Genomic DNA, 18,237 nt, shown 5'->3' on the forward strand with positions numbered 1-18,237 from the left:
CACCTCTCTTTTATTAGCCTTGTCTTTGTTTATGTTTTGGGTTGCTACAAATTACCATTACTTTACCTTTACGTTTAATGACTTTACATTTTTCGCAAATTGGTTTTACTGATGGTCTTACTTTCATTTTAATACCTCCCTATATTATGGAGTGACGATTATTTATAACGATACGTAATTCTGCCGCGTGTTAAATCATACGGAGACATTTCTACTGTTACTTTGTCGCCAGGTAGAATACGAATATAATTCATTCTGATTTTGCCACTCACGTGAGCTAAAATCTCATGACCATTTTCTAATTCTACTTTAAACATTGCATTTGGTAAAGTATCTAATACTGTACCTTCTAATTCAATAACATCTTGCTTAGCCATTTATTAACTTCCCCCTTTTTACAATAGTTGGTTATCGTCTAAGATCAACTCTAACCATACGAGTCTATAAGTGTTGTTAATAAGTTCAACAAAAATAAAATGAATTACTATATCGCATTGTCACTCTTTCGTTTATACTCTTGGCATTACATAGACCGTACAAAGTTGATACTATTTTAGATTCTCAAGAATTTCGATTACGTCTGAAGTAACCTCTTTAATATCTTTTGAACCGTCAATGTTTTTCAATACATTTTCATTATCATAGTATTCTAAGATAGGCTTAGATTGTTTAACATTGACATTTAAACGATTTGCAACTGTCTCTGGGTTGTCATCTTCACGTTGGTATAATTTACCGCCGTCAATATCACAAATGCCGTCAACTTTTGGAGGATTGAATACAAGATGATAAGTGGTTCCGCATTTTTCGCAAATTCTACGACCAGTAAGGCGGTTCATTAATTCTTCTTCAGGGACCTCTATATTGATAACAGCGTCAATTGTTCTATCTAATTCTTGCATGATTTCACTTAATGCTTTAGCTTGTTCAATAGTACGAGGAAAGCCGTCAAGTAAGAATCCTTTTTTTGCATCGTCTTCTGAAATTCTATCTTTAACGATGCCCACAGTAACTTCATCAGGGACTAATTCTCCACGATCCATGTACGATTTAGCTTCTTTGCCTAAATCCGTTTCATCTTTAATCGCTTTTCTGAACATGTCTCCAGTAGATATGTGTGGAATCGGGAATTTCTTAACAATTTCACTCGCTTGAGTTCCTTTACCTGCGCCAGGTAAACCCATTAAAATGATATTCATAAGTGCCCTCCTACAATTTATCTACCACCAAAGCCTCTATAATCTTTTTGACTCACTTGAGCTTCAAGACTCTTCATTGTTTCAATCGCAACACCAATTACGATAAGTAGACTTGTACCACCAACTTGAATACTTTGTGGTAAATCCATCACCTTAGTGGCAATGATTGGAAGAATAGCAACGACTGCTAAGAATATTGATCCTACAAAGGTCAATCTGTAGAGAACTTTAGTAATATATTTTTTGGTTTGTTCGCCAGGTCTGATCCCTGGGACATAGCTTCCTTGTTTTTTAAGGTTATCAGACATCTTTTCAGGATTGACTTGTACAAATGCATAGAAATAAGTGAAAGCAATGATGAGTACTACGTAAACGATCATTCCGATATTATTCGATGGATTTGCAACGTCAGATATTTTTTGCGCCCAACTAGCATCAGGAAAGAACAATGTTAATGTTCTTGGTAATAAGAAGAACGCCATTGCAAAGATGACTGGTATAACCCCTGCAGAGTTAACTTTCAAAGGTAAATATGTTGCTTGTGAACCTAATCGTTGTGCTGATTGTTTTTTCGCATATTGAATTGGTATTTTACGAATAGCTTGTAGTACAAATATTGCACCAACTGTTAATAATATCATTCCAACAATTAATCCAATAACTTTTAACCATGCTAATGTTGTATCATCTTGCCCCACAAAGGATTGTTGGTAGAACTGGATTAATGATGAAGGTAATGAAGATAAAATACCACCAAAGATTATAATGGAAATACCATTACCAACACCGAATTGAGTGATTTGTTCACCTATCCAAATTAAGAATGCGGTACCCGCTGTTAACACAACAGCTATCGTTAAATAACTAATTACTGATTGGTCTATAATAAGTTGTCCTTGTAAATAATTATTAAACTGGAACGCCATACCTATAGATTGGATAAATGCAAGTACAATTGCAAAATAACGTGTTACATTATTAAGTTTCTTTCTACCTGCATCACCTTGTTTTGCCCACTCAGAAAACTTCGGAACAATATCCATTTGTAATAACTGCATCACAATAGATGCAGTGATATAAGGCATTATACCCATGGCAAAGATAGAAAAGTTCTGCAAGGCTCCGCCACCAAATGTGTTTAACAAGTCAGTGACACCTTGAGAACCTTGTTGACTGTCAAATGCAGCTGGATTTACACCAGGTGCAGGAATATAAGTACCTATTTTAAAAATAACTAACATTGCGAGAGTAAAAAAGATCTTGTTACGAACTTCTTTTGTAGTAAAGAAGCTCACAAGCGTTTGAAACATTAGATCACCTCGTGTGCTCCGCCTTTAGCATCAATAGCTTCTGCTGCAGATGCAGAGAATTTGTTAGCTTTCACTGTTAACTTCTTGTCAAGTGAACCTTTACCTAATACTTTAATACCAGATTTTTCACTTTTAACTACACCAGATTCTACTAATAAAGCAGGAGTTACTTCAGTACCATCCTCAAATTTATTAAGTTGGTCTAAGTTAACAATAGCATATTCTTTGCGGTTAATGTTAGTAAAGCCTCGTTTTGGTAAACGACGGAATAAAGGTAATTGTCCACCTTCGAAACCTGGTCTTAAACTACCACCTGAACGCGCTTTTTGTCCTTTTTGTCCACGGCCACTAGTTTTACCGTTACCAGTAGCTGCACCACGACCTACGCGGTTACGAACTTTGCGAGAACCTTCTGCTGGTTTTAACTCATGTAATTTCATTTCGGCACCTCCTTAATTATTGTTTTTCTACTGTCACTAAGTGACTTACTTTGTTGATTTGCCCACGAATAGCAGGGTTATCTTCAACAACTACTGAAGAGTTTGTTTTTTTCAAACCTAAAGCTTCAACAGTTTTACGTTGTGTTTCTGGACGACCTATAACACTACGAGTGAGGGTAATTTGTAATTTAGCCATAACTTATTTTCCCTCCTTAATTATATAATTCTTCTACTGACTTGCCACGTAATTTCGCAACTTGTTCAGCATTTTTAAGGTTTTGTAATCCATTAAGTGTTGCACGCACCATGTTGATTGGTGTGTTTGATCCTAAAGATTTACTTAAGATATCAGTGATACCTGCTAATTCTAATACTGCACGAACAGGGCCACCCGCAATAACACCAGTACCAGGAGCTGCTGGTTTCATTAATACACTACCTGAACTGAATTGTCCAGTAATCGTGTGAGGCGTTGTACCTTCGACACGTGGAACTTCAACTAAGTTTTTCTTAGCTGCTTCTACTGCTTTTTTGATTGCTTCAGGTACCTCTTGTGCTTTACCAGTACCGAATCCAACGCGACCGTTTTTGTCTCCAACTACTACTAAAGCGCTAAAACGGAAACTACGACCACCTTTTACAACTTTTGCAACACGGTTAATTGTAACAACGCGTTCTTCAAATTCTTTCGCTTCTTCTCTACGAGCCATGTAAATGTCCCTCCTTTAAATTAAAATTCTAAACCATTTTCACGAGCTGCATCTGCTAACGCTTTAACACGTCCGTGATATAAATATCCTCCACGGTCAAAAACAATTGTTTTCACACCATTTTCGCTAGCTCTTTTAGCAACAGTTTCGCCGACTTTAGCTGACAAATCAACTTTTGATCCAGTTTCGTTAGCTAGATCTTTATCTTGAGTTGAAGCTTGTGCTAATGTTCTGCCATTAACATCATCGATAACTTGTGCATAAATGTGTTTATTTGAACGATAAACATTTAAACGTGGTTTTTCAGCAGTGCCAGCTAGTTTGCTACGGACACGTGCATGTCTTTTTAAACGCACTTTATTTTTATCAATTTTGCTGATCATTTTATTACTCCTTTCTTCTGAAAGTTATTTATTATTTACCAGTTTTACCTTCTTTACGGCGAACATATTCACCTTGGTAACGAATTCCTTTACCTTTATAAGGTTCTGGAGGTCTTACTGAACGAATGTTTGAAGCGATAGCTCCAACTTGTTCTTTAGAGATACCTTCTACAGTTACTGTAGTGTTCTTCTCAACGCCGAACGTGATACCGTCTTCAGCTTTAAACTCAACTGGGTGAGAGTAGCCAACGTTTAATAATAGGTCATTACCTTGCATTTGCGCACGGTAACCTACACCTACAAGTTCAAGTGTTTTTTTGTAACCATCTTTAACACCTTGAATCATATTATTGATTAAAGCACGCGTTGTACCATGAACTGTTCTATCATCTTGAGAATCAGTTGGTCTTACAACTTCTAATGTGTTTTCATCTTGTTTATATGTCATTCTTTCATTCATTGTTTGTGATAATTCACCTTTAGGACCTTTAACAGAAACTGTATTTCCTTCGATAGTTACTGTAACGTCACTAGGGATGTCAATAATTTTTTTACCAACACGACTCATGTTATCGCACCTCCTTATTATTAATAATTACCAAACGTAACCTAAGATTTCTCCACCAATATTACGTTTTCTTGCTTCTTTATCAGTGATAACACCTTCAGAAGTTGAAACTAATGCAATACCTAAACCATTAAGTACTCTTGGTACTTCATTCGCTTTAGCATACACACGTAAACCTGGTTTTGAGATACGTTTTAATCCAGTGATAACACGTTCATTATTTTGACCATATTTAAGGAATAAACGGATAACCCCTTGTTTATCGTCTTCAACATATTCTACGTTTTTAATGAAACCTTCACTTTTTAATATTTCAGCAATTTCTTTTTTAATATTTGAAGCAGGTAATTCTAACTTGTCATGACGCACCATGTTTGCGTTTCTTACTCGAGTTAGCATATCTGCAATTGGATCGTTGATTGTCATTGAATGTTGCCTCCTTTCAGACTTTTTTCTATTACCAGCTAGCTTTACGAACGCCAGGGATTTGGCCTTTATAAGCTAATTCACGGAAACAAATACGGCATAATTTAAATTTACGATATACAGAATGTGGACGACCACAGCGTTGACAACGCGTATATTCACGTACTTGGAACTTTTGTTTTTTTTGTTGCTTAGCAACCATTGAACTTTTAGCCACTTAATTAGCCTCCTTTAGAGATTATTTTTGAAATGGCATACCGAATTGTGTTAACAATTCACGAGCTTCCTCGTCAGTGTTAGCAGTCGTTACGATAACGATATCCATTCCTCTTATTTTGCTTACGCGATCATAGTCGATTTCAGGGAAAATTAATTGTTCTTTAACACCTAATGTGTAGTTACCTCTACCGTCGAATGCTGATTTTGAAACACCACGGAAGTCACGTACACGTGGAAGTGATACAGATATTAATTTATCTAAAAAGTCATACATTCTTTCACCACGAAGTGTTACTTTAGCTCCAATTGGCATACCTTCACGTAAACGGAATGTAGCGACAGATTTTTTTGCTTTAGTTACTAATGGTTTTTGCCCAGTGATTGCTTGTAATTCTTCTACAGCATCATCTAATACTTTAGCGTTTTGTACAGCATCACCAACACCCATGTTTACTACAATTTTTTCTATTTTTGGTACTTCCATTACAGAACTATAGTTGAATTTTTTCACTAAGTCGGATGTAACTTCGGTATTGAATTTTTCTTTTAAACGATTCACAGTGGATCCTCCTTTCAACTAGTTATTAATTATTAGATTTGATTTCTTCGCCAGATTTTTTAGCTACACGAACTTTTTTGCCATCTTCGAATTTATAACCTACACGAGTCGGTTCATTCGTTTTTGGATCTAATAATTGTACATTAGAAACATGGATTGCTGCCTCTGTTTCTAAGATTCCACCTTCAGGATTAAATTGAGTTGGTTTTTGGTGTTTTTTGATAGTGTTAACACCTTCCACAACGACACGGTCTTTTTTAGGTTCAGTAGCTACTACTTTACCTTCTTTACCTTTGTCTTTACCTGCGATAACTTTTACGTTGTCACCTTTTTTGATATGCATGTGTGGCACCTCCTTAAATTTATATATTTATAAATAGTTTATTATAGTACTTCTGGAGCTAATGATACGATTTTCATGAAATTACCTTCACGTAATTCACGCGCAACTGGTCCAAAAATACGAGTACCACGTGGGCCTTTGTCGTCACGAATGATGACACATGCATTTTCATCAAATTTGATATATGAACCGTCATTACGACGTACACCTGATTTAGTACGTACAACAACAGCTTTAACTACTTCACCTTTTTTGACAACGCCGCCTGGTGTAGCATGTTTAACAGTAACGACGATAACGTCACCAATGTTCGCTGTTTTACGACCAGATCCACCTAATACTTTGACTGTAAGTACTTCACGTGCACCAGAGTTATCTGCTACTTTTAATCGTGTTTCTTGTTGGATCATGAGTTAAACCTCCTTTATCTTCACTGTTTATTAAATAATTACTGATTCTTCAACAATATCTACTAAACGGAAACGCTTAGTTGCTGATAAAGGACGTGTTTCTTGAATCTTAACGATGTCCCCTAATTTAGCTGAGTTGTTTTCATCATGTGTTTTGTATTTTTTAGAGTATTTTACTCGTTTGCCATATAGTTTGTCGGTCTTGTATGTTTCAACAAGTACAGTTACTGTCTTATCCATTTTATCGGAAACGACTCTACCTACATAAACTTTACGATCATTTCTTTCGCTCACTTTAGTAACCTCCTCTTTCAATTAAATTATTGATTAGCCTTACCTTGTTCAATTTCTCTTTCACGAGCAACAGTTTTTAGACGTGCAATCGTTTTTCTTACTGTACGAATACGTGCAGTTTCCTCTAATTGACCTGTAGCTAACTGAAAGCGTAGGTTAAAAAGCTCCTCTTTTGAAGATTTGATTTGTGCTTCGATTTCAGAAGTGGTTAAGTCTCTAATTTCCTTAGCTTTCATTTGTTTCACCACCCAATTCTTCACGTTTTACAAACTTAGTTTTAACTGGAAGTTTGTGACTTGCTAAACGTAATGCTTCACGCGCAACTTCTTCGTTTACGCCTGCAACTTCAAATAAAATTCTACCTGGTTTTGCAACAGCAATCCAGCCTTCAACGGCACCTTTACCAGCACCCATACGAACTTCTAAAGGTTTTTTAGTGTAAGGTGTATGTGGGAAGATTTTGATCCAAACTTTCCCGCCACGTTTCATATAACGAGTCATTGCAATACGAGCTGATTCGATTTGACGAGATGTAATCCAAGACGTTGTAGTAGCTTGTAAACCATACTCACCAAATGTTACATAGTTACCGCCTTTAGAACGACCAGTTGTTTTAGGACGATGTTGACGACGATATTTAACACGTTTTGGTAGTAACATTATTATTTTCCTCCTTCACTAGTGTTCTTAGTAGGAAGAACTTCTCCACGATAAATCCACACTTTGACACCTAACTTACCATAAGTTGTGTCTGCTTCTGCGTGTGCATAGCCTATGTCAGCACGTAGTGTATGAAGTGGAACAGTTCCTTCTGAATATTGTTCTGCACGAGCGATATCAGCACCAGCTAAACGGCCAGATACTTGTGTTTTGATACCTTTAGCACCTTGTTTCATCGCTCTTGTAATTGCTTGTTTTTGTACACGACGGAATGATGCACGGTTTTCTAATTGACGTGCAATGTTTTCTGCTACTAATTTAGCATCTAAATCAACTTTTTTGATTTCAATTACGTTGATGTGTACTTTTTTGTTTGTTAATGAATTTAATTTGTTACGAAGTTTTTCAATTTCTGAACCGCCTTTACCGATTACCATACCTGGCTTACCAGTGTGAATAGCGATGTTGATACGATTAGCAGCACGTTCAATTTCTACATGAGAAACTGAAGCTTCTTTTAATGCGTTATCAATAAACTTACGGATTTTTAAATCTTCGTGTAATAATGATGCGAAGTCTTTTTCTGCATACCATTTAGCTTCCCAATCACGGATTACACCGACACGAAGTCCAATTGGATTAATTTTTTGACCCACAGTGTTCCCTCCTTAAGAATTTATTAAGCTTCTTTCGCTTCTTCTTTACCGTCACTCACGACGATTGTAATGTGGCTTGTACGTTTGTTGATCGCACTTGCACTACCTTGTGCACGTGGACGGAAACGTTTTAATGTTGGTCCTTCATTAGCATAAGCTTCTTTAACTACTAATTCATCTGTATTCATGTCGTAGTTATGTTCAGCATTCGCTAAAGCGGACATTAATAATTTTTCAATTACTGGCGATGAAGCCTTGTTTGTTAATTTTAAGATCGCAATCGCTTCACCAGCGCTTTTGCCTCTAATTAGATCTAATACTAATCTAACTTTACGAGGTGCGATTCTTATTGTTTTAGCAACCGCTTTTGCTTCCATTCCAATTTCCTCCTCTACCTGTTAGATACTATCTTCTTGTTTTTTTATCGTCTGCTACGTGACCTTTAAATGTACGTGTTGGTGCAAACTCTCCTAGTTTATGACCAACCATATCTTCTGTTACGAATACAGGTACATGCTTACGTCCATCATAAACAGCGAATGTATGTCCGATGAAATCAGGGAAAACAGTTGAACGACGTGACCAAGTTTTGATTACTTGTTTTTTCTCACTTCCGCTTTGAGCTTCAACCTTTTTCATTAAGTGATCGTCAACGAAAGGTCCTTTTTTAATACTACGAGCCATAGTGGCGCCTCCCTTCTTATTATGTGCGTGCAGCGTTTAAGCCGCACACCCAAATAAGTTATTTTTATTTTTTCTTCTTACGTCCACGAACGATAAGTTTATCAGATGATTTTTTACCGCGACGTGTTTTCTTACCAAGTGTTGGTTTGCCCCATGGTGACATTGGAGAAGGCATACCGATTGGTGCGCGTCCTTCACCACCACCGTGTGGGTGATCGTTAGGGTTCATAACAGAACCACGAACTGTTGGGCGAAGACCTTTCCATCTTGAACGGCCAGCTTTACCAACATTAACAAGTTCATGTTGAATATTGCCAACTTGACCTATTGTCGCACGGCAAGTTGAAAGAATCATACGTACTTCGCCAGATCTTAATCTGATTAATACATATTTACCTTCTTTACCTAATACTTGCGCACTAGCGCCAGCAGAACGAGCAATTTGTCCACCTTTACCAGGTTTCAACTCGATATTATGAATAATTGTACCTACTGGAATGTTTTGTAATGGTAATGCATTACCAACTTTAATATCTGCATTTTCACCGTTTTCAAGTATTTGACCTACTTTTAAGTTTTTAGGCGCAATAATGTAACGTTTTTCTCCATCAGCATAAAATAACAATGCGATGTTTGCTGAACGGTTTGGATCATATTGAATTGAATCAACTTTTGCTTGGATACCATCTTTGTTACGTTTGAAATCAATTACACGGTATTGACGTTTATGCCCTCCACCATGGTGGCGAACAGTCAATTTACCTTGGTGATTTCGTCCCGCTCTTTTCGGTAGCGGTTGTAATAATGACTTTTCTGGAGTAGTTTTCGTAATTTCTGCGAAATCTAAACTAGTCATATTACGACGACCGTTAGTAATTGGCTTATATTTTTTTAGAGCCATTGTCGTTTACCTCCTTATTGGTAATTTATTAGTTAAATAGATCGATTGATCCTTCTTTTAGTTTAACGATTGCTACGCGTCGTTTGTTTGTATAGCCTTGGTAACGGCCCATACGTTTTTTCTTCGGTTTGTAGTTGATGATGTTTACACTATCAACTTTAACATCGAAGATTTCTTCTACAGCAATTTTTACTTGTGTTTTATTAGCACGAGTATCAACATCGAATGTATATTTGTCTTCAGCCATTGCAACTGATGATTTTTCAGTAATTACGGGGCGCTTAAGAACGTCTCTTGCTTCCATTATCCGAGCACCTCCTCAACTTTTTTAGCAGCTGCTTCTGTGATTACTACACTGTCAGCGCTTGTTAAATCTAGAACGTTTAAACCTTGTGCTGTTGTCACTTGAACGCCAGGGATGTTACGAGCTGATAATGCCACGTTCACATCTTCAGATTCTGTGATTACTAACACTTTTTCAGGTTGTTCTAAGTTAGAAAGTACAGTTTTGAATTCTTTCGTTTTCGGAGCTTCAAAACTTAATGTATCTACAACTGTTAAGCTATTTTCTTGTGCTTTAAATGATAATGCTGAACGCAATGCTAAACGGCGCATTTTTTTAGGCATTTTATAAGCATAGCTTCTTGGTGTTGGTCCGAATACGATACCACCACCACGCCATTGTGGAGCACGAATTGTACCTTGACGCGCACGTCCTGTACCTTTTTGTCTCCATGGTTTACGTCCACCACCACGTACTGCTGAACGGTTCTTAACAGCATGAGTACCTTGGCGTAATGAAGCACGTTGTAAGTTAATTGCTTCAAAAAGAACATTGTTGTTTGGTTCGATTGCAAATACTGCATCGCTTAATTCAACTGAACCTGATTTAGTTCCATCTACTTTTAATACATCATAATTTGCCATTATGCATTTCCTCCTTTCGCTCTATTTTATTTATTACCTTTAATTGATGAAGAAATTTCTAAGAATCCTTTTTTAGGACCTGGCACGTTACCTTTTACTAAAATAACATTATTTTCAGTATCAACTTGAACTACTTCTAAGTTTTGGACTGTTACAGTGTTTCCACCCATACGTCCAGGCATCTTTTGTCCTTTGAAAACTTTTGAAGCGTCTGACGCCATACCTACTGAACCAGGTGATCTATGGAAATGAGAACCATGTGACATTGGTCCGCGTGCTTGATTATGACGCTTAATGGCACCTTGGAAACCTTTACCTTTAGATACGCCAGTTACATCAATGATTTCACCGGCTTCAAATGTATCAACTGAGACTTCTTGACCTACTTCGTATTCATCAACGTTAACGTTTCTGAATTCACGAATGAAGCGCTTAGGTGCTGAATCTGCTTTTTTAGCATGTCCTTCAGCTGGCTTATTAGCATATTTGCTTGATTTGCTTCCTTTTTTGTAAGCTTCTTTATCAGCATAGCCTACTTGGATTGCATTATAGCCATCTACTTCTTCAGTTTTCTTTTGTAATACTACGTTTTTACTAGCTTCTACTACTGTTACTGGGATTAAATCACCATTTTCACCGAAAACTTGTGTCATCCCGATTTTTCTTCCTAAGATTCCTTTGGTCATCGAAAGTCCACCTCCTAATTTTTTTATAATTTAATTTCGATGTCTACACCGGATGGTAAGTTTAAGCCCATAAGAGCGTCTACTGTTTTTGGTGTAGGGTTAACAATATCGATTAAGCGTTTATGTGTACGTTGTTCGAATTGTTCACGTGAATCTTTGTACTTATGCACGGCACGAATTACAGTGTAAACTGATCTTTCAGTTGGTAACGGAATTGGTCCAGAAACGTCTGCACCAGAACGTTTTGCTGTTTCAACAATTTTTTCTGCAGATTGATCGATAACTCTGTGATCATAAGCTTTTAATCTGATTCTGATTTTTTGTTTTGCCATAATTTTCCCTCCTTATACGTCTACATTTAAGTGATAGACTTCTCCACGAAAACTATCTCACACAGCGCCATGGCAAAGCGGCCGGGTGTGTCAGTAACCTTTCGCTTCATCGCGTGTTCTTAAAGTCCAACATTAGATATGTTACATGAAAAGCAGTGAGTTTTCAAGCTTTTCTGCAAAACTTTTTTACTTTTTGCCTAACACATACCTTGTTATTATACTTGAATAAAATATTCAGTTCAACCTCTTTTGAAAAATTTTTATACTTTTATTTTATGATAGTCATCGAATGACTAAATGTTATTTTTCTTTTTTAATTTCGTTTATACTATACAATGTCAGGTGGTGAATATTTATGAAAAGTGGTATTCGTACAACGCTTATCGTATTAAGTCTCATTTTAATTATTGGAGAATTTATATATGGCGTTCCCTTTTTAGGAGGCAGTATTATCTTTAGTTTTGGTTGGCAGCCATTGCTTTTGAATGCATTGCTGTATTTTATAATTGTTATTATATTAGTTGCAGATAAGCAAAATACTATTAAACCAATGTTATTAATTCCATTATTAGGTGTGATTGGTTCATTTATAGCATTTGTACCGTTTATCGGTATGATCATCCATTGGATTTTATTCTTTTTAATGTTGTTCTTTATTTTAATTGTATTTTCTACGCCACTATATATCCCAAATAAGCATGCAAAAGTTGTTTATACTCAAGAAAAACAGGAAGAAAAAAATTAGTTATCATATTATTCATACTTTCTAGTTAGGTGAAACATTATAATGTAGAAACTGGTTTTAATACGTCGTTATGTAACTTATATATAAATAAAAAATCCCTTTGCATTCGAATTATCTCGAAGCAATGGGATTTTATTTTTAACCATGAACAAATACAAAATATAATATAAACAATATCATCAAACCGTACATAATGGGATGTACTTCTTTATGTCTTTTAGAAATTAACATTGTAATAGGATAAAAAATGAAACCACATGCAATACCTGTAGCGATTGAATACGACAACGGCATCATGATAATCGTAATAAACGCGGGCACCGCAACTTCAAATTTTTTCCAATCAATTTCTGCAAAGTTAGCCGCCATTAAAACCCCTACTACAACTAATGCTGGCGTAGTAACTGCGCTTGTTACTACTTCCATAAGCGGACTGAAGAATATCGCTAACAAAAAACAGAAGCCTGTAACTACACTGGCAAATCCTGTTCGCGCACCAACAGCTACACCAGAACTAGACTCTATATAGGATGTTGTCGTAGTTGTACCAAAAATGGCGCCCACAATCGTGGCTAATGAATCAGAGAAAAGCGCACGTCCGGCTCTTGGTAATTTATTATCTTTCATGATACCTGCTTGTGTAGCTACGGCAACAAGTGTCCCCGCAGTATCAAAGAAATCTATAAACAAGAAAGTTAAAATAACGATTAAAAATTGAACCGTAAATAGTTGCGCTGGATCTTTAAATGCTTCAAATGCAGCACCAAAGGTTGGTTCAATACTTGGTATCTTACCTACGATTCCACTCGGCGTATGTATTAAGCCAGTTAACATACCTGAGATAGAAGTGATAACCATACCTATAAATATGGCACCTGGAACTCTTACTGCATAAAGTATCACTGTAACCACGATACCAAATATTGTTAGCAATACTGGACCATCTGTAATATTTCCTAGTGTTACTAATGTAGAATCATTATTAACAATAATTCCTGAACTTTGTAATCCTACAAATGTAATGAAGAGCCCTATACCTGCAGATACTGCCATTTTCATTTGAAAAGGTATTGCATTAATAATTGTTTCCCTAAGACCTGTCATAGTTAGAAATGCGAAAACGACACCAGAAAATAGTACGCCTGTTAATCCAATTTCCCATGGTATACCCATAGTTAATACAACAGTAAAAGCGAAGAATGCATTTAATCCCATACCTGGCGCTAAGCCTATAGGATATCTAGCTATTAGTCCCATAAATAGCGAACCAACAAATGCTGCTAGCGCAGTGGCAACAAAAATGGCGCCTTGGTCCATCTTCATGCTTTCGGATACCCCGTCTACACCTGCTAAACTAAGTACTTGAGGGTTAACAGCTAAAATATATGCCATTGATAAGAAAGTTGTTAAACCACCAAGTATTTCTTTTTTATAATTAGTCTCATGTTTATCAAACTTGAAATACTTTTTCACAGTAAGTTCTCCTTTTTTTAAAATACCTACATATTCTAATACCAAACTTACTAATTTACAATAGCAAACACGAACTTTGATATATTTTTATATCTTTTTGTTCGATAAAACTAAAATTTAAGTCCTTTTAATGCGTCTTGGAATGGATTATTTTCTATACCTTCATCATTATTCATATATTTTTTTAGATCTTTTTTATTTACTTTATCAGACTTTTTATTTTTATGGCGTTTATCCATTTGTGCCTGTGTTTCAGTATGGCCACATACACAACGATAAACTGCTTCTTTACCTTTACCAAATAACATCATTTTTTTATGACAATTAGGACAACGTGCGTTCGTTTTTCTTTGGACATTTTTCTTAGTCTTACATTTAGGGTCCTGACAAACAAGCATTTGTCCATTTTTTGTTTTAACTTTAATCATAAATTTTCCACACGTTGGACATTCAGTTGTTGTTAGGTTATCGTGTTTATAATTTTGCTTACTTTCTTTAATTTCATTAACGACTTCATGCGTAAAAGACTTCATCTCAGATATAAATTGATTTGCATTATATTTTCCTTGTTCAATTAATGAAAGTTTTTCTTCCCATTCTGCTGTTAATAATGGGGAAGTTAATTTTTGTGGCGCTAATTCTAAAATTTGCTTACCTTTGGAAGTAACTTTTATTTTTCCATCACGTGATTCAATCGCATTCATATTAAATAGCTTATCGATGATATCTGCTCTAGTCGCAACTGTGCCAATACCGCCTGTTTCTTTCAATGTTTCATTGTGCTTTTTATTATTCAATTTAAAGAATTTTTGTGGGCTTTCCATCGCTTTTAATAAAGTTCCTTCATTAAAGTACGATGGAGGTGTTGTTTCTTGTTGTTCGATTTTGTATTGTGTAATTTTTAATTTGGAGCCTTCCGATAATTGCTCGACTTGATTATTAACCGCTTCCTTATTTTCATAAATCGCTTTGAAACCTAATTTTGTTGTAATTTTATCTTTTAATACAAATTGATAGTTTCCTATTAATAAATTAATAGCTACAACTTCATATTCATGAGGAGGCATAAGATTTTCTAAAAATCTTTGAGCAATCATCATATATATTTTTGATTCACGTTGCGTTAACTGTTGCATATCAGGACGCACTTCTGTTGGTATAATTGCATGATGGTCTGATACTTTTTGGTTATTTATAAATTTTTGATTTTTTGAAAATGATTGTGCTATTTGTAATTTTGCAATTTCCTTTAAAGAAGTACCCATAATTGCTTGAACGCGATCTTTAAGTGTGTTTACCATGTCATCAGTTAAATAATTCGAATCTGTACGTGGATACGTTACAAGTTTATGTCTTTCATACAAAGCTTGTAAGACATTCAATGTTTCTTTTGGCCCGAAGTGATAACGTTTATAAGCCTCCTGTTGTAAATCTGTTAGATTAAATAGTCTAGGCGCGTATGATTTCTTATGCGTTTTATTTATTTTTTCCACTAACGCTGGTTTGTTGTTTATTTCATTTTTAATGTTTTCAAACACAGTTTTATCAGTTGCTGATTGTGGATTCACACTTTGGAATGTAAGGCCATCAGCAATAACTTTCATTGTAAAATACATCTGTGGTGCGAAATGATTAATTTCGTTTTGTCTCATTTGAACAAGTTGTATTGTCGGCGTTTGAACTCTTCCAAGTGATAGTTGAGCATCATATTTCGTAGTTAATGCACGTGTTGCATTAATTCCAACAATCCAATCTGCTTCGCTTCGAGCTAACGCTGCATAATATAAATTATTAAATTTGCGTCCATCTTGTAACTTTGAAAAACCATTTTTAATAGCTTTATTCGTTACTGAGCTGATCCATAACCTTTGAATAGGTTTTTTATTATGGGCTTTATCCAATATTAATCGAGCAACCAGTTCGCCTTCTCTCCCAGCATCTGTTGCTATAATAATGTCTTTTACATTTTTATTATTGATTAAAGATTGTACTATAGAAAATTGTTTTTTTGTCTTGCTAATGACAACCGTCTTCATATGTTTAGGTATAATCGGCAGGTCATCCAGCTTCCATTCTTTATAATTATTATCGTATTGTTCTGGCGTCGCATTTGTGACTAAATGTCCTAGCGCCCAAGTCACGATATATTTACTATTTTCGAAATAGCCATTACGTTTTTCATTTATATTTAGTGCTTTGGCAATGTCTCTGCCTACTGAAGGTTTTTCAGCAATAATAAGTGATTTCATAATTTCGTCCTTTCAAATTCAATATAATATTTATTGTAACATGTATATAGCACATCAAAACTTCCATTTACATGAAAAAGTTCTTATAATTAACTTAATAGTTCATCATATGGAGGGAATGATATGAAAACAACAAATCCGAAAGATGTCGATCAAATTCTAGAATTTCTAAATAGTGCTAACTACCAATTTGCTTCTTATTTATATAAACTACCTCAAATGCACAATGATATTAGAACTGTTATTTCAGACGCTATAAAAGATCCAGGTGTATTTGCAAGTGTCAATGAGCAAAACCAAATAACGATGTTAATCTTAGCACTAAAATATGAGCATAATAAATATAAAGTGATTGGGCCTTTCTTAGCTGAAAATATAAAACCATCTATTGAAGATATGAATCATCTTTTTGAAAGTTTGGCAAAGAGCAAACCTGATTTTGCAAATTTCAATTTCTCTTTCGAAGAAAACGAACAAGACTATTTACCATTCATGAAATCTTTAGGTGCGTCTTATAACTTTACTGACTATCATCTCATTACTACGAAAGATATGGGCGAAGTCAATAACACCCAAAATATTATTGAATATCAACCTGCTTTTTACCGTTATTTTAGTAAACTTCACAATGAAACGTTTAAACATGATGTCATGACTGCTGATGAAATCGTCGAATCATTGGATGACTGTCATCGCTTATTTATATTTATGTCAGAGGGATTGCTTAAAGGTTATCTATTCCTTGAAATCTATGAAAATAATCATATTGCTGAAATTAAGTATTTTTCTTCTCATTCTGATTATAGATTAATGGGTATCGCTTTTGATTTACTTTCATATTCATTACATTTTGCATTCACATCTTATAATATCAACAAAATTTATTTTAAAATTCGTAGCAAAAATTCAACTTTAGTTGAGCGGTTCAACGAACTAGGTTTCAATATTAATTATGAATATAAAAAATTCAAATATGTAGCTGCATATATTTAATTGTAAGCGTTTTATAAGTTTCTTGTTTAAGTTATATATTCATATTAATTTTATAAATAAAAAGGCTGCACTATAATCTAATATTTTTACTATCCGATAACTTTACTTTAGAATATATATCTAGGGCGATCAAAAATGATTGTTTTATATAGAAGGAAAGTAAAATTAAATAGAGAGTGAGTGAAGCTTAATTATGGATTTATTAATTGCCCTACTCCCTGCGTTGTTTTGGGGGAGTGTTGTTTTAATTAATGTGCTCGTTGGTGGAGGCCCTTACAATCAAATTAGAGGTACTACTTTCGGTGCGCTTATTATTGGTATTTTACTCTTACTTACTGGCAATACAAAATTCGACGACCCCATCGTTATTATTGTAGGTTTAATTTCTGGTGCTTTTTGGGCATTAGGACAAGGATATCAATTAAAATCAGTGAGTTTAATTGGTGTATCTAAAACCATGCCAATTTCTACAGGTTTGCAACTTGTCGGCACAACTTTATTTAGTGCCATTTTCTTAGGTGAGTGGAGTACTGGAACTCAAGTTGCACTCGGCTTAGTAGCAATGGTTTTACTTGTTGGCGGTATTGCGCTTACATCTATTAAAGGAAAAAATGAAGCATCAGAGAATACCAAAAACTTTGGTAAAGCGATTCCTATTTTATTAATTTCTACAGTAGGCTATGTCGTCTATGTGGTAGTTGCTCAAATATTTGGTGTAGATGGCATGAATGCCCTCTTCTTCCAATCTATAGGTATGGCAATTGGCGGATTAATTTTATCTGCTAAACATGAAACTTCAATAAAAAGTACAGTTTGGAATTTAATCCCAGGTGTAATTTGGGGAATAGGTAACTTGTTTATGTTCTATTCACAACCTAAAGTAGGCGTAGCAACTAGCTTTTCATTTTCACAATTATTAGTAATCGTCTCTACACTTGGAGGAATATTCTTATTAGGTGAAAGAAAAGACAAACGTCAAATGATTGGCATATGGACAGGTATAGTACTAATCGTTATAGCTGCCTTTGTCTTAGGTAATATTAAAGGTTAATATAGAAGCGTTACAACAA

30 protein-coding genes are annotated in these 18,237 nt (G+C 35.2%); 3 read left to right on the forward strand and 27 right to left on the reverse strand.

Translation table 11 applies throughout. The annotated features are described in order from the left end of the window. Positions 1 to 13 precede the first annotated feature (13 nt). The 25 genes from rpmJ to rpsJ form a co-directional block, all read right to left on the reverse strand. Positions 14 to 127, reverse strand: a complete 114-nt coding sequence (gene rpmJ, locus IEU88_RS00180) for a 50S ribosomal protein L36 (protein ID WP_002482634.1) — start codon at positions 125 to 127, stop codon at positions 14 to 16. 31 nt (positions 128 to 158) lie between these two features. After that, a complete protein-coding gene (gene infA, locus IEU88_RS00185; RefSeq protein WP_001118443.1) occupies positions 159 to 377 on the reverse strand; it encodes a translation initiation factor IF-1 in 219 nt (72 codons plus the stop codon). A gap of 171 nt (positions 378 to 548) precedes the next feature. Then, complete coding sequence (locus tag IEU88_RS00190; protein WP_096808698.1) at positions 549 to 1,199, reverse strand: adenylate kinase; 651 nt, start codon at positions 1,197 to 1,199, stop codon at positions 549 to 551. Between the two features lie 17 nt (positions 1,200 to 1,216). Then, positions 1,217 to 2,509, reverse strand: coding sequence for a preprotein translocase subunit SecY (secY, locus tag IEU88_RS00195; protein ID WP_096808697.1), 1,293 nt, complete (start codon positions 2,507 to 2,509; stop codon positions 1,217 to 1,219). Continuing rightward, positions 2,509 to 2,949 (reverse strand): 50S ribosomal protein L15, encoded by a 441-nt coding sequence (rplO, locus tag IEU88_RS00200; RefSeq protein WP_096808696.1) that lies wholly within the window; start codon positions 2,947 to 2,949, stop codon positions 2,509 to 2,511. The genes secY and rplO overlap by 1 nt, the downstream gene beginning before the upstream one ends. 16 nt (positions 2,950 to 2,965) lie before the next feature. Further along, positions 2,966 to 3,145, reverse strand: coding sequence for a 50S ribosomal protein L30 (gene rpmD, locus IEU88_RS00205; protein WP_096808695.1), 180 nt, complete (start codon positions 3,143 to 3,145; stop codon positions 2,966 to 2,968). Between the two features lie 16 nt (positions 3,146 to 3,161). Further along, positions 3,162 to 3,659 carry a 30S ribosomal protein S5 gene (gene rpsE / locus IEU88_RS00210; RefSeq protein ID WP_096808694.1) on the reverse strand — a complete coding sequence of 166 codons (498 nt, stop codon included), beginning with the start codon at positions 3,657 to 3,659 and terminating at the stop codon, positions 3,162 to 3,164. A 20-nt stretch (positions 3,660 to 3,679) separates the two neighbouring features. Next, positions 3,680 to 4,042, reverse strand: a complete 363-nt coding sequence (gene rplR / locus IEU88_RS00215) for a 50S ribosomal protein L18 (RefSeq protein WP_096808693.1) — start codon at positions 4,040 to 4,042, stop codon at positions 3,680 to 3,682. A 31-nt stretch (positions 4,043 to 4,073) separates the two neighbouring features. After that, entirely contained in the window at positions 4,074 to 4,610 is a 537-nt protein-coding gene (gene rplF / locus IEU88_RS00220) for a 50S ribosomal protein L6 (RefSeq protein WP_096808692.1), read from the reverse strand. A gap of 27 nt (positions 4,611 to 4,637) precedes the next feature. Continuing rightward, a complete protein-coding gene (gene rpsH, locus IEU88_RS00225) occupies positions 4,638 to 5,036 on the reverse strand; it encodes a 30S ribosomal protein S8 (protein ID WP_096808691.1) in 399 nt (132 codons plus the stop codon). 31 nt (positions 5,037 to 5,067) lie between these two features. Next, the gene (locus IEU88_RS00230) at positions 5,068 to 5,253 is read right to left on the reverse strand and encodes a type Z 30S ribosomal protein S14 (protein WP_096808690.1); all 186 of its coding nucleotides are present in this window, start codon (positions 5,251 to 5,253) and stop codon (positions 5,068 to 5,070) included. Positions 5,254 to 5,274: 21 nt separating this feature from the next. Then, entirely contained in the window at positions 5,275 to 5,814 is a 540-nt protein-coding gene (rplE, locus tag IEU88_RS00235; RefSeq protein ID WP_096808689.1) for a 50S ribosomal protein L5, read from the reverse strand. A 25-nt stretch (positions 5,815 to 5,839) separates the two neighbouring features. After that, positions 5,840 to 6,157: a 50S ribosomal protein L24 gene (gene rplX / locus IEU88_RS00240; RefSeq protein WP_096808688.1), complete on the reverse strand. Its 318-nt coding sequence runs from the start codon at positions 6,155 to 6,157 to the stop codon at positions 5,840 to 5,842. Between the two features lie 41 nt (positions 6,158 to 6,198). Continuing rightward, positions 6,199 to 6,567, reverse strand: coding sequence for a 50S ribosomal protein L14 (rplN, locus tag IEU88_RS00245; protein WP_019468649.1), 369 nt, complete (start codon positions 6,565 to 6,567; stop codon positions 6,199 to 6,201). Between the two features lie 30 nt (positions 6,568 to 6,597). Continuing rightward, on the reverse strand, positions 6,598 to 6,861 hold the full coding sequence (gene rpsQ / locus IEU88_RS00250) for a 30S ribosomal protein S17 (RefSeq protein WP_096808687.1): 264 nt from the start codon (positions 6,859 to 6,861) through the stop codon (positions 6,598 to 6,600). Positions 6,862 to 6,887: 26 nt separating this feature from the next. Then, the gene (rpmC, locus tag IEU88_RS00255; RefSeq protein ID WP_002509269.1) at positions 6,888 to 7,097 is read right to left on the reverse strand and encodes a 50S ribosomal protein L29; all 210 of its coding nucleotides are present in this window, start codon (positions 7,095 to 7,097) and stop codon (positions 6,888 to 6,890) included. Beyond that, on the reverse strand, positions 7,087 to 7,521 hold the full coding sequence (gene rplP, locus IEU88_RS00260; protein WP_019468647.1) for a 50S ribosomal protein L16: 435 nt from the start codon (positions 7,519 to 7,521) through the stop codon (positions 7,087 to 7,089). Before rplP ends, rpmC begins: the two co-directional genes overlap by 11 nt. 2 nt (positions 7,522 to 7,523) lie before the next feature. Next, positions 7,524 to 8,177: a 30S ribosomal protein S3 gene (gene rpsC, locus IEU88_RS00265; RefSeq protein ID WP_096808686.1), complete on the reverse strand. Its 654-nt coding sequence runs from the start codon at positions 8,175 to 8,177 to the stop codon at positions 7,524 to 7,526. Between the two features lie 23 nt (positions 8,178 to 8,200). After that, positions 8,201 to 8,554, reverse strand: a complete 354-nt coding sequence (gene rplV / locus IEU88_RS00270; protein ID WP_096808685.1) for a 50S ribosomal protein L22 — start codon at positions 8,552 to 8,554, stop codon at positions 8,201 to 8,203. A gap of 28 nt (positions 8,555 to 8,582) precedes the next feature. Further along, positions 8,583 to 8,861 (reverse strand): 30S ribosomal protein S19, encoded by a 279-nt coding sequence (rpsS, locus tag IEU88_RS00275; protein WP_096808684.1) that lies wholly within the window; start codon positions 8,859 to 8,861, stop codon positions 8,583 to 8,585. A gap of 64 nt (positions 8,862 to 8,925) precedes the next feature. Next, complete coding sequence (gene rplB / locus IEU88_RS00280; protein ID WP_096808683.1) at positions 8,926 to 9,762, reverse strand: 50S ribosomal protein L2; 837 nt, start codon at positions 9,760 to 9,762, stop codon at positions 8,926 to 8,928. A gap of 28 nt (positions 9,763 to 9,790) precedes the next feature. Next, positions 9,791 to 10,066, reverse strand: coding sequence for a 50S ribosomal protein L23 (rplW, locus tag IEU88_RS00285; protein ID WP_019468642.1), 276 nt, complete (start codon positions 10,064 to 10,066; stop codon positions 9,791 to 9,793). After that, a complete protein-coding gene (rplD, locus tag IEU88_RS00290; RefSeq protein ID WP_096808682.1) occupies positions 10,066 to 10,689 on the reverse strand; it encodes a 50S ribosomal protein L4 in 624 nt (207 codons plus the stop codon). The genes rplW and rplD overlap by 1 nt, the downstream gene beginning before the upstream one ends. A gap of 26 nt (positions 10,690 to 10,715) precedes the next feature. Further along, the gene (gene rplC / locus IEU88_RS00295; protein WP_096808681.1) at positions 10,716 to 11,375 is read right to left on the reverse strand and encodes a 50S ribosomal protein L3; all 660 of its coding nucleotides are present in this window, start codon (positions 11,373 to 11,375) and stop codon (positions 10,716 to 10,718) included. Between the two features lie 23 nt (positions 11,376 to 11,398). Next, positions 11,399 to 11,707: a 30S ribosomal protein S10 gene (gene rpsJ, locus IEU88_RS00300; protein ID WP_002482611.1), complete on the reverse strand. Its 309-nt coding sequence runs from the start codon at positions 11,705 to 11,707 to the stop codon at positions 11,399 to 11,401. Between the two features lie 355 nt (positions 11,708 to 12,062). On the opposite strand from rpsJ, the gene IEU88_RS00305 reads away from it, so the two are divergent. Further along, the gene (locus IEU88_RS00305) at positions 12,063 to 12,452 is read left to right on the forward strand and encodes a hypothetical protein (protein ID WP_096808680.1); all 390 of its coding nucleotides are present in this window, start codon (positions 12,063 to 12,065) and stop codon (positions 12,450 to 12,452) included. Positions 12,453 to 12,590: 138 nt separating this feature from the next. Here the strand turns inward: IEU88_RS00305 and IEU88_RS00310 are convergent, their stop codons facing one another. Next, positions 12,591 to 13,925: an NCS2 family permease gene (locus IEU88_RS00310; protein ID WP_096808679.1), complete on the reverse strand. Its 1,335-nt coding sequence runs from the start codon at positions 13,923 to 13,925 to the stop codon at positions 12,591 to 12,593. Positions 13,926 to 14,035: 110 nt separating this feature from the next. Further along, complete coding sequence (locus IEU88_RS00315) at positions 14,036 to 16,174, reverse strand: DNA topoisomerase III (RefSeq protein ID WP_103372771.1); 2,139 nt, start codon at positions 16,172 to 16,174, stop codon at positions 14,036 to 14,038. A 123-nt stretch (positions 16,175 to 16,297) separates the two neighbouring features. Between IEU88_RS00315 and IEU88_RS00320 the strand changes: the two genes are divergently transcribed. After that, a complete protein-coding gene (locus IEU88_RS00320) occupies positions 16,298 to 17,167 on the forward strand; it encodes a GNAT family N-acetyltransferase (protein WP_115359560.1) in 870 nt (289 codons plus the stop codon). A gap of 193 nt (positions 17,168 to 17,360) precedes the next feature. After that, a complete protein-coding gene (locus IEU88_RS00325; protein ID WP_103372525.1) occupies positions 17,361 to 18,218 on the forward strand; it encodes a RhaT/GlcU family sugar-proton symporter in 858 nt (285 codons plus the stop codon). The last annotated feature ends 19 nt before the right edge of the window (positions 18,219 to 18,237 follow it).

The organism is Staphylococcus nepalensis (assembly GCF_014635045.1).
GTDB lineage: Bacteria > Bacillota > Bacilli > Staphylococcales > Staphylococcaceae > Staphylococcus > Staphylococcus nepalensis.